The organism is Lutimonas sp. (assembly GCF_051011215.1).
Taxonomy (GTDB): Bacteria; Bacteroidota; Bacteroidia; order Flavobacteriales; family Flavobacteriaceae; genus Lutimonas.
Window position 1 is genome coordinate 72,730 of sequence record NZ_JBPCUJ010000006.1, and the last position, 10,666, is coordinate 83,395.

General features: G+C 36.0%; 12 protein-coding genes. 4 read left to right on the forward strand and 8 right to left on the reverse strand.

Annotated features, from left to right (window positions below; genetic code table 11):
• Window positions 1-66: 66 nt before the first annotated feature.
• From ACR2MV_RS00695 to ACR2MV_RS00705, 3 genes are all read right to left on the reverse strand, one after another.
• Complete coding sequence (locus ACR2MV_RS00695) at window positions 67-243, reverse strand: hypothetical protein (RefSeq protein WP_434019944.1); 177 nt, start codon at window positions 241-243, stop codon at window positions 67-69.
• Window positions 244-483: 240 nt separating this feature from the next.
• Window positions 484-1,767, reverse strand: coding sequence for a carbohydrate porin (locus ACR2MV_RS00700; protein WP_434019945.1), 1,284 nt, complete (start codon window positions 1,765-1,767; stop codon window positions 484-486).
• A gap of 19 nt (window positions 1,768-1,786) precedes the next feature.
• A complete protein-coding gene (locus tag ACR2MV_RS00705; protein WP_434019946.1) occupies window positions 1,787-2,413 on the reverse strand; it encodes a TetR/AcrR family transcriptional regulator in 627 nt (208 codons plus the stop codon).
• A gap of 292 nt (window positions 2,414-2,705) precedes the next feature.
• Between ACR2MV_RS00705 and ACR2MV_RS00710 the strand changes: the two genes are divergently transcribed.
• From ACR2MV_RS00710 to ACR2MV_RS00725, 4 genes are read left to right on the forward strand one after another with little or no spacing between them, the layout of a single operon-like run.
• Window positions 2,706-4,439: a hypothetical protein gene (locus tag ACR2MV_RS00710; protein ID WP_434019947.1), complete on the forward strand. Its 1,734-nt coding sequence runs from the start codon at window positions 2,706-2,708 to the stop codon at window positions 4,437-4,439.
• Window positions 4,440-4,450: 11 nt separating this feature from the next.
• Complete coding sequence (locus ACR2MV_RS00715) at window positions 4,451-5,110, forward strand: ABC transporter ATP-binding protein (RefSeq protein WP_434019948.1); 660 nt, start codon at window positions 4,451-4,453, stop codon at window positions 5,108-5,110.
• Window positions 5,111-5,113: 3 nt separating this feature from the next.
• Window positions 5,114-6,292 (forward strand): ABC transporter permease, encoded by a 1,179-nt coding sequence (locus ACR2MV_RS00720; protein ID WP_434019949.1) that lies wholly within the window; start codon window positions 5,114-5,116, stop codon window positions 6,290-6,292.
• Between the two features lie 10 nt (window positions 6,293-6,302).
• The gene (locus tag ACR2MV_RS00725) at window positions 6,303-7,214 is read left to right on the forward strand and encodes a metal ABC transporter substrate-binding protein (RefSeq protein WP_434019950.1); all 912 of its coding nucleotides are present in this window, start codon (window positions 6,303-6,305) and stop codon (window positions 7,212-7,214) included.
• Window positions 7,215-7,292: 78 nt separating this feature from the next.
• On the opposite strand, the gene ACR2MV_RS00730 is transcribed toward ACR2MV_RS00725, so the two are convergent.
• From ACR2MV_RS00730 to ACR2MV_RS00750, 5 genes are all read right to left on the reverse strand, one after another.
• A complete protein-coding gene (locus ACR2MV_RS00730) occupies window positions 7,293-7,661 on the reverse strand; it encodes a cystatin domain-containing protein (protein WP_434019951.1) in 369 nt (122 codons plus the stop codon).
• A gap of 51 nt (window positions 7,662-7,712) precedes the next feature.
• Window positions 7,713-8,138 (reverse strand): hypothetical protein, encoded by a 426-nt coding sequence (locus ACR2MV_RS00735; RefSeq protein ID WP_434019952.1) that lies wholly within the window; start codon window positions 8,136-8,138, stop codon window positions 7,713-7,715.
• A complete protein-coding gene (locus ACR2MV_RS00740) occupies window positions 8,138-8,797 on the reverse strand; it encodes a DUF4377 domain-containing protein (RefSeq protein WP_434019953.1) in 660 nt (219 codons plus the stop codon). Before ACR2MV_RS00740 ends, ACR2MV_RS00735 begins: the two co-directional genes overlap by 1 nt.
• A gap of 73 nt (window positions 8,798-8,870) precedes the next feature.
• Entirely contained in the window at window positions 8,871-9,290 is a 420-nt protein-coding gene (locus ACR2MV_RS00745; RefSeq protein WP_434019954.1) for a hypothetical protein, read from the reverse strand.
• A 22-nt stretch (window positions 9,291-9,312) separates the two neighbouring features.
• Window positions 9,313-10,666: amidohydrolase (locus ACR2MV_RS00750; RefSeq protein ID WP_434019955.1), on the reverse strand; the 1,354-nt coding region annotated here is incomplete at its 5' end.

The window sequence follows — 10,666 nt, forward strand, 5'->3', positions numbered from 1 at the left end:
GTTTGAATTCAAGATTTTCGCAGTAGGAACCCTACTTATCTTTTTGATATTGTGTACTTTAAAACGTTAGTTAAATAGTGGTTTGTCTAGTTTTGCAATGAGACGATCTACAACTTTTGTTAAATAGGCAGTCTTTTTTATATCATCATAGATTCCCATTTCTTGCTCCACCATGGCAATATTCTGTTTGCCCAATTCCTCGTCGATCTTTAAACTTTGGACTGAGGAAAGCGTGTGCAGCAAAATAAGGAAGAAGGTTGAAATTAGTTTTTTTATGGTCTGAATATAAAAGTTGTTAGTTAAAATTAATCGCGAAGTAGCTCAAATTCAATGATTTTTCAGGCTTATTTTTTACCTTAATAAATCGCGGATTCTTCCTGTTTAGCTACATTGCCTGCCACTAAAAGGCTTTAACCAAAGATATTTGTAATGTAATTAAAACGAAACGAATAACCTAAAGAATTATACCGATAAGAATCTTCGTCAGAACGTTATCCTTCCTCTGAATCCAGCGTAAAACAGGCTGTTGCTATCTGGATTAAATGTAGGATTCGACACAAACTGCATGCTTGGGGTTACTTCAAAATGCGCAGTCAAATTTACCCTATAGAATACTTCAGCAGTAATTTGGTCTTTAACATCCGGAATATTTGGTTCATTCCAACTCAGACTAACACCCAAAATGTCATAATTGAGAAAACGATACCCATGTCCTACTTGAATATCAGACTTGTAGAAGGCGTTTTCACCATTGCCATTTGAAATTCCAAATCTCACAAAAGGAATGAAACGCTCTGAAAAAAACCAGTTAGCACTAATGGCGACACCTTGGCCAGAGGCAATAAGGGTGCCATTCACATTGGTGTAGGCGTCACTATTCCAATACATAATGGATATTTTTTTGAAATATCGCTCTTCAAATGATGGAACGTATCCCAGCTCAACTCCTTTCCAGAAGTTACCATCTTGAAATTGGTCGCCAAAATTCAAGAATTCACCATCCCTGAAAACATCACCTCTCACATCGGCCAAACCACCCATAATGTAAAGTTTCTCAGTAGGGCGAATGCTTACTACGCCTCCTAAACCCTGATCCGGCCAGTTTACAGATCCACTCACGGAAGCGCCGTAGCCAATAAAGTGTTGCCAGGGTACAATCAAACTGTGGAAATTGAAGTAATTGGTTAGATCAACCTTCCCAAGAACAACATGCAAATGATTGTCAAAAAGAGCCTGTTGGTAATTTAGCTCTAACATTCTTATGCTGTAATCTCGGTATCCAGTGGCGGGAAGTCCATAATATCCTGATTCGTTGAGGCCATGAAACATTGGAGGAGTACTACCTGGGCCTTTGTAAGAATGTCTATCGTTGATTTTTACAAAGATCTTCCCGGTGTTTTTGCCTTTTTTTCGGTTTAAAAAAGTCCACCCCGCCTGAACGTCAAATACCCCGCTACTGGCATTATTGGTATTTTCATCTGAAATTGTTTCGGTCGAGGCAATGATTAAACTGGTATAATTGATCCCAAACTCAAGCCCGGTATTTTTTGACAAGTTCGATTTAAAATCATACCAAGGTTTGGTGACCTTAATTGGAATACGGTAGTTGAATTTGGGTTGATTATCAACTTGCAATTGTGCTCCTATCGTTTTAGGTCCTCCGAACCCTTCCTTATTATTGTAGGTACTCGTAGAATCCGTTTCGGATTGAGCCATTACGACTGCAACTAAAAACAAACAAAAAAAAGTGAGAAGGGATCTTTTCATTTTTCAGTGGTTTCATAAGTTAGGACTGTGAGTCATGAAAATTCAAATCTATCTCAATAGATCTCAGCAATTCGATTATTTCGGATTCGGATATTTCATTTTTTTTCTCTTTCGGCCATTCCAACACCAACCATCCAAATAAGAAATACATTAATACACGAGCCTTAACTTTGGCTTGTTCGTCAGAATAGCCCAGACCAATCAATATGCCTGAGACAAATTCAATACGCAATGATTCAATTTTATGAAGAATATTCTTCACTTCATGGTTGTTATCGCCAATATGCTTATAACTTATCCATGCTATTCCTTCTAAACGATCCCGAGAAATAAAGCGAATGATTTCGATCAATTTCTCGCTTGGTTTTTCTATCCTTTGAAGACGCTCTATGTATTTAAAAGTTCCTGAATAAGCCCAGAATTCGCACAATCTGTAAATATAGTTGTTTTTAGATGTAAATAAATGGTAAAAACTTGTTCTGGATATATTTAATTTTTTACTCATCACATCTATTTTGATATTACTAAGGCCATGTATTGCAAGAGTTTTAAGGCCTAGTTCCAGCCATGGAATTTCAGACTTTTTGAAGTCATCTTTTGAAATAGTGATTTCTATCATAATATAAAAAGAAGTAAAATTGTACATTAGTGTACAATTTATTTATTCCTGTAGTATTACCTAATTTTAATGTGAGTCGACAACGAATATATCCATGTTTATTGATTATAGGTCAATTTGTATATGTATAAGAGCTTTGTTTAGCGCATAAAATCAATCTAAAATAATCAAAAATGAAGAAGAATATAAGAAGAAACATAGTATAGTAGAGTAGTTCAACAGTTCAAACTATTTTCAATTTGAAATTAGCCACGTTATATCGAAATAAAAAAGTCACAATTGTGGCTTTTTTATTTTATATTCACATTGTTCCATTGAAATGAAAGCAAAGAGTATTTTAATTATTTCCCTCGTTCTTCTCTTTTACCAACCGGTAAAAGCAGACTTTATTAGTTTAATCAGGGCAGATCAATGTGAGACCATTATAGAGATTTATGTTGAAGAAGGTCAGATCAGAGTGACCTATGAGATAGGCCTGAAAGATTGGAAATACTTTAAACAAATAGTGCCTCAAGAATTGTTGATCGATGAAGTAAATGAGTTGATAAAATCTCAGGGTTCAAATTATTTTTATGAGAATATCTTTACTCTCAATGCAGATGGCAAGAACTTAATAGGACGGATAGTTAAGAGAGAAATAGTCCCAAGAAAATACAGGGCCTCATTATATACCGGAGTTGTGGACAAGAACACAAATGTCAGCAAAGAGGTCTTGTTTGTTGAAATAGTTTACCCACTTCATCAAAAAGCCCGAAAAGTAATCATAACACCACCAATGGAAGAAGGGCGTAGAGGAACCAGAGCCAGTATTGGTTTTGTTACCTATCATAAAAATATTCCCGTTAATGACCTTAGGTACTTGAGTCAGCCCTCCACTTTGAATTTGAATTGGGAAGACCCTTGGTATTCTAAATTCAATAATAACAATTTACGAAGACATCATCAATCGTCTTTGATGTCATTCCTGTATGTGGATCCTTATGAAGTTAGACATGAAGTTTTGGTACGGGTAAAAGATCTGGAGGAATGGTTACCGATGAAGTATAAACTTGGTGACGCCATTGAAATTGAGGATCAGAAAGAACTAAAAGAAACGATAGGAGAATTTTTAGTATCGAGAAACCTGGTGACTATTGATGGGGAATTAGGCAATCCGATTATAGATAAAATTCATTTCGTAAAATGGTCATTGGCTGGTATTCAGATTATGGAAGTTCCGGAGCCTATGGATTATTCTTCTGCCGTTATCGGGGTGATTTTTGCTTATCCGCATGAGAGCATCGCTCAGGACGTGAGTATTAATTGGGATATGTTCTCTGCTAAAATAAAAGAAATTCCAAATGTAGCCACAGACCCCGCAGGGCCGATGCCATATATCTTAAAAGAAGATGACAACATTCTGATTTGGAAGAATTATTTAAAAAAGTACAAGTTGCCAACAATTTCAGAAGTTGAAGTTTCATATGCCAAAGTTCCTGTATTAAGTTTAGTTGCGGTTTTAGTTATGTTTTTTGGTGTGATTACTGTTTTCAAAAGCAAAAAAAGATTGATGAAACTCGGAATTGTATTGCTTTTAGGAGGCCTTATATTTGTTTCTGGCAAGTATTTTCAACAGCGTTTGACCCTGCCATTTATAAAACAATATTCATTTTCTAAACCAGAAGCGGTATCCATGATTGGGCACCTTCTTAAAAATACGTACAGGGCTTTTGACTTTAGAGAGGAAAGCGATGTTTACGATAAGCTAGCGGTGAGTAACGATGAAGAATTACTGACGAACCTCTATATCCAAACCAAAAAAAGTATGGTAATGGAAAACCAAGGAGGAATTCAGGTCAAAGTAAAAAATGTTGAAATAATTGACGTTGAAGAAGTTTCTTCAGACAAAGAAGGCCTTTCCTTCAAGTGCAAATGGATTGTAACAGGAGATGTTGGCCATTGGGGCCATATTCACAGTAGAGTGAATCAATATGAAGCTATTTTGAGTGTTCAATCTAAGGAGGGCGTATGGAAAGTGCATGATATTGAAATTATTGAAGAAGTCAGGCTTTAAATCTTGTTGAGATGATTGTCATTGAGAATTTATTTTTTAGGTATCCTGATGCTGATTTCAAATTGAAAATAGATGATTTGAAATTCAATTCAGGAAGTAAAACTGCCATTATTGGAACAAGTGGTTTTGGTAAAACGACCATGTTGAATTTATTGGCAGGGATTATCCTTCCTCAGCAAGGAACCGTAAAAATTAATGAGGAACAAATCAATAATCTAAGTGATAAAAACCGCAGAAATTATAGGATCGAGAATATTGGATTTGTTTTTCAAGATTTTAGATTAATTCCCTATCTCAATGTATCGGATAACATTCGCCTACCATTTCGTATCAATTCTAGTCTAAAAATGGAGAATGATACTTTGACGGAACTTCAGCGTCTGGCTGCTGATCTGGGAATTTCTAATAAACTCCATAAGTATCCGTTTAAATTGTCGCAAGGAGAAAAACAACGGGTTGCTATTTGCCGGGCGCTTATCAATAAGCCAAAAATTATTTTGGCAGATGAACCAACTGGAAATCTGGATCCTGACAATAAAAAAAGAATCATGGATATTCTTTTTAATGCCGTCGAGAAAAATAATTCTACATTGATTACGGTGACTCATGATCATGATGTTCTTGAGGGTTTTGAACAAGTGATCGATTTTAAAAATTTTCAAGCGAGATAGATCATGAAACAGAGCCTTTACCTCGCCATAAAGTATTTAACTTTCTACAAGTTCAGAACCCTTGTTTTGGTTTTTTGTGTGGGCTTGATTTTGTTTTTGCCTATTGGGCTGGAAAGATTGATTTCAGAAAGTGAAGAGCAAATGCTTCTGAGGGCCAATGCGACTCCCTTAATTGTGGGTTCAAAGGGAGGATCTACAGAGTTAGTAATTAATACGTTGTATTTTGAGCAAGATAAAGTTGAGCCTAGTTCATTAGGAGATGTTGGAAAATTGAACAGAACAGGGCTTGGTTATGGCATACCAATTTTATCTGTTTTCAAGGCAAGAGGCTTTCCGATTGTAGGAACCGACCTTGATTATTTTTCATTTAGAAATTTAGAACTGCAATATGGAAGAAATTTGCAGTACGTTGGTGAATGTGTTTTAGGTAGCAATGTGGCCAATGAATTAAATCTGAAAGTAGGAGATGACTTGGTTTCTTCACCTGAAAATTTTATTGATCTGGCTGGAGTATACCCCTTAAAAATGAAAATAGTCGGTGTGCTTATGGCTGCGAATAGCCCGGATGACAATGGCGTTTTTACAGATTTAAAAACCAACTGGATCATTATGGGCCTGGGCCATGGCCATCAGGATTTACAAAAAGTAGAAGATCCGACCTTGGTTTTACAAAGAGATAGTGCAAAAGTTACTGCCAGTTCTAAAGTGTTTATGTATAATGAAATCAACGATAAAAATGCAGGAAGTTTCCATTTTCATGGTGATATGGACACTTACCCGCTTAGCGCCATTATTTTTGTGCCGAATGACGTGAAAGCTTCAACGATTTTAAGAGGAAGGTTTGAATCTCAAGAATTAATGGGGCAAATAGCGGTACCAACTATAGTCGTAGACAATCTGCTACAGACCATTTTTAGAATCAAGAAAATATTTAACATGGTGTTTATTCTGGTTGGAATTGCAACCCTGATAATTATTTCTTTAATTGTCTTACTTACCTTAAGGCTTAGAAAAGACGAATTGTTTACCATGTTCACTATTGGCTCCAGTAAGAATAAAACCGCTGAAATAATAGGGTTTGAGTTGGTAATCATGATTTTTTTTAGTTGCTGTATTTCATTTTTGTTGTACCAGATTACAGGCTTTTTTATTCAAGATTTTATTCAACATTTTATTATTTAAATTTTTTTACATGAAAAGATTCACGTTGATTTTAATTGTTTTTCTTTTTTATGGATGTGATAAACAACCAGCAAAAAAGAAGGGTCAAGAACAGCTTAAACCAGTCGTTATTTCAGTAAATTATCCCTTGCATTATTTTGCAGAGCGAATTGGAGGAGAATATATAGAAATGAGTTATATCATTCCAAAAAATGTTGATCCTGCGCACTGGGAACCCGCTGAAACTGAATTGCAAGCATATCAAAAGGCAGATGTCGTTTTATCTTATGGAGGAAATTATGCACAATGGATGACCAAAGTCAGTTTACCTTCAAGTAGGATTATTGACATAAGTGCTTCGATTGAAGAATTTTTGATTCCATTACAAGGTGGAGTAACTCATAGTCACGGACCTGATGGAGAGCATCATCACGATGGGTACGCAATGACAACCTGGTTAGATTTTAACTTGAATCTACAACAGGCTGAAGCTGTCTACCTAGGTTTGTTAAGGCATCTTCCAGAGAAAGAATCTGAATTGACAGCAAATTTAAATAAGCTAAAAATCGATTTAAAAGAATTACACGATAAAATGCTATCAGCTGCGACTGGCTTGCGAGGAAAAATCATTTTAGGCTCACATCCAGTTTATCAATATCTCTCGAAAGGATATGATCTGAATATGAATAGTGTGCATTTTGAACCCAATGAAATTCCAGACAGCCATCAATGGGAAGGACTAACTAAGCTGGTTTCAACCTCCAAACCAAACTTGATGCTATGGGAATTTGCACCAAGGGATGAAACTCAGACTCAATTAGAATCTATGGGTATTGAAATCGCCGTTTTTAAACTTTGTTCCAACAAGCCAGATGACGGAGATTTTTTGACCGTTATGAATGAAAATATTGACTTGTTGAATTCACATGTTTCGGTTGATTAGAAAAGCATTAATTATTTGCTTTGGAAACAGCATTTATGTATTGGGGAACTGCTGAGTCACCGTTACAATTGGAAAGTTTTATGGAGTGAGATTGTTTGACGTTGTCAAGCTGTATTCATTCTTTACATTTTTATAGACTACAACATTCCATTTTTCACCATTTTTTAAGCTAAATGTAATATCGTAGTTTTTTCCGCTTACGATTTGAGTTTTCACTTCTAAGATTTCTTCAATTTCAGAGGGTGATTGAATCTCTTGTAATGCAAAATTAGCAGCATTTTTGACGTCTTCGTTGATTTCTGACTGACTCCAACCACCAACAACATTTGCTGGCTTGTTAGGTTTTGTCTTTACTGGATCATGTTTATCGTTTTTCGTCTTATTACTTTGACATGCTATTACAAAAAAACTCAGAATTAAAATAAATAGTGTGTTTCGATTCATCATAAATATTTGCTTTTAATTGTTGATTAAAATATCTCGGGGGAAAAGTGTAATTCAATTAAAAATGCGCTCATATTCATTTTTGTCGAATACTAAATTATTAAATCCATTGAGCCAAACCAGCGGTTCCTGTTCACGTTCACTAGTCCCTAAATAGGCAGAATCCTGTCCAATTCTCAACCATTTGACCTGTGAATCTGTATACTCGATTTCTGCAAATAAATACATACAGCAATTATCCTGACAGCCGTAAATTGGTGCAATCATCTTTAGGTTTTGGGAATCAGAAGCGTGATTCGTGTTGTTTCTTTTTGACATGAATCGGGGCAGGAATTCTTCCTTATATCTACCCGTTGAAAATTCTAATGGATATCTTTTCTTTAGCGAAGCCTGAAAAGGTACGCCATCCACATAGATATCCTGATACAAGGCATTTTTGTCTTGCTCTAAGTGTGTATTTCGCATTTCTATGGTATTCATCAGTCTACTTTTTTAAATGATAACAGTTCTTGATTATTTTCATCATAAAGGATCAATTCTAAATGCTCTTTTTTAAAAGATTTTACCTTGCTTAAGGCAGTGGTGTATTTATTTGGTAAGTCCATGTCTCGACACGCTTTTTTAGTACTCATGATAGGCCCAAATGAGATTTTATTTTCTGATAAAGCCTCTATTTTTCCTCTGTAATTATTGCAACCATCTGACCCTAGAATATTCATTGACCTTGTATTGATTTCCAAAACCGGGTTTTCTCTCGAATTGATACTTTTAGCCTCAGCTCCCTCAATTTTGGTAACTACCCAGATATCATTTAGTGATAATACGGGATCGGCTTGTTTTGACAAAACGTCCACTAATCGATACACCAAAGATGATTTATCAGCAGGTAATGTGGCTTTATCCAAGGTGTCGATGGCGACCTTGAGCTTATAAATATATCCAGGCTCAAATTCAAAACCTGATATTTCCTGATACAGGTTTGTCCAGGGTTCGTCCTCCTCATTTTTTATTTGAAAACATTGCATCGGGCCTACACCAACACAATCAACTTTGGCACTATTCACCCATAGAGTTTGTACCTTGGGGTTTGATTCACAAGACATAATTGAAACGATCATGAAAGTTGTTAATACAGGCATACCGATACAAATGTTTTTTAACAAGTTGTAGTTTAGCACATTACGAAGCCATTTATGAATACCAATCATCTGTTTATTTTTTATGTTTTAATCCTAAAACTTCAACCTTGGCCCTTTTGGTCAAAAGAGTATTGCCATAGGCTTCATATTCAATTTCTATTTGTTTTAGATTTTTGTCTTGTGCTATTTTATAAGGAATTGAACTTGTACCCTTCGTTAAAATACCAGTACCTTTGGGTTTGTGTTCCTCATGATCTGTAGCACTATATATCAACGTCGTTTTTTTAATTTTTAGCGAGCCCTGTGTACACTTTAATTTTATTTTCTCTACTTTTCTTTCATTTCCTATAAGTGTCAACACATCTTTATCGGCTTTATAACTCACATCCTTTTTGGCAAGGAGTATCCAATCCTGGTTTTGTGCCTGCAAATTATATTGAAGTACTATTACCAAAAATGTACTTGATATTATTCTTAATGCTAAAGATGACATACTCATAGAGCTCAGTTTTCTTTTATTTATTATAAACAGCCTTACCACCTTTATACGTTGCAACAACCTCTAAGTTCTCTAGTTCCATAGGATCTATTTTAAGCGGGTTTTTGTCTAAGATGATGAAATCGGCTACTTTTCCTATTTCGATGGTACCTTTAGTTGATTCTTCAAAATGTTGATAAGCAGCCCAGTCAGTTAGTGCTTTTAAGCCATGATACGCCGAAACACGCTCATCAGGCCCTATAATTTGACCACTTCTTGAAACTCTTGTTACAGTGGCCGATAAAACCCTAATAGAACTTGGCAATGCCACCGGTGCATCATGATGCGAGGTGAATTTTAGACCTTTTTTCAACGCTGTATTTGTTGGAGAAATCTTGTAAGCACGTTCTTTACCCAACACTGAATTCACATGCCAGTCTCCCCAATAAAATGTATGCATTGGAAAAAATGAAGGCCATATTTTTTCGCTCACAAAACTATCTAGTTGATCTTCTCTGGCGGTTTGCCCATGTATAATAATGGTTCTACGATCCTCGTTTCCAAATTCCTTATTTGCTTTGGAAACAGCATTTATGTATTGGTCAATGGCTGAGTCACCGTTACAATGAGACATAATCTGCCAATTATTTTTATAAGCGTCAGCGACATATTCATAGGCCTGTTCATCAGTCATACTTTCATAACCGTGATAATCTTTAGATTCTCCTTCAGGGGGGATTAAATAAGGATGAGAAAGCCAAGCAGTTTTACCTTGCGGGGATCCATCTAAGTTTAATTTCACACCTCCTACGCGGTATTTATTTGTATAAGTAAGACCTTGATATTTAGATTCTGCAGCTGCTCTATTTGCTTGTATATCAGCATAGGAAACAATATCTAAAATTAAGGTATTTTTTTCAGCTGCTCTTTCCATGGTAGCTGTGCCATCTGGGGTGCTTCTTCCTTCTTGCGCTGTTGTATACCCAAAAGAGGCATACAATTTTTGACCTTTCAGTAACATTTCGTCTTGAAGCTCCGGAGTCATTTTTGGTAGAAAATCTTTAAATAAAACTGCGAAATGTGCCACTTCTTCCAATACTCCATTGGGCTCATTTGAACCGGCAGTACGTCTTATTTTTCCGCCTTTTGGATCTTCTGTGCTTGCGTCATAGCCAATCATTTCCAGCGCTTTTGTATTCACTACCGAAAGGTGACCTGATTGATGTATAATGATCACAGGAAAGTCGGTTGACACGGCGTCGAGATCTTCTTTTGTTGGATAGCGATCCAATTGAGAATCGTCATACCCAAACCCAATGACCCATCCGGTTATTTCGATAAATGACTGATTATCTTGCATCCATTGTTTTAGTAGTTTTTGTAAATCGGCT

What these genes read in the sequence shown, in the direction of transcription:
- ACR2MV_RS00700 (WP_434019945.1), bottom strand. Translation starts at nt 1,767, where the DNA reads ATGAAAAGATCCCTTCTCACTTTTTTTTGTTTGTTTTTAGTTGCAGTC.
- ACR2MV_RS00705 (WP_434019946.1), bottom strand. Translation starts at nt 2,413, where the DNA reads ATGTACAATTTTACTTCTTTTTATATTATGATAGAAATCACTATTTCA.
- ACR2MV_RS00710 (WP_434019947.1), top strand. Translation starts at nt 2,706, where the DNA reads ATGAAAGCAAAGAGTATTTTAATTATTTCCCTCGTTCTTCTCTTTTAC.
- ACR2MV_RS00715 (WP_434019948.1), top strand. Translation starts at nt 4,451, where the DNA reads ATGATTGTCATTGAGAATTTATTTTTTAGGTATCCTGATGCTGATTTC.
- ACR2MV_RS00720 (WP_434019949.1), top strand. Translation starts at nt 5,114, where the DNA reads ATGAAACAGAGCCTTTACCTCGCCATAAAGTATTTAACTTTCTACAAG.
- ACR2MV_RS00725 (WP_434019950.1), top strand. Translation starts at nt 6,303, where the DNA reads ATGAAAAGATTCACGTTGATTTTAATTGTTTTTCTTTTTTATGGATGT.
- ACR2MV_RS00730 (WP_434019951.1), bottom strand. Translation starts at nt 7,661, where the DNA reads ATGATGAATCGAAACACACTATTTATTTTAATTCTGAGTTTTTTTGTA.
- ACR2MV_RS00735 (WP_434019952.1), bottom strand. Translation starts at nt 8,138, where the DNA reads ATGAATACCATAGAAATGCGAAATACACACTTAGAGCAAGACAAAAAT.
- ACR2MV_RS00740 (WP_434019953.1), bottom strand. Translation starts at nt 8,797, where the DNA reads ATGCCTGTATTAACAACTTTCATGATCGTTTCAATTATGTCTTGTGAA.
- ACR2MV_RS00745 (WP_434019954.1), bottom strand. Translation starts at nt 9,290, where the DNA reads ATGTCATCTTTAGCATTAAGAATAATATCAAGTACATTTTTGGTAATA.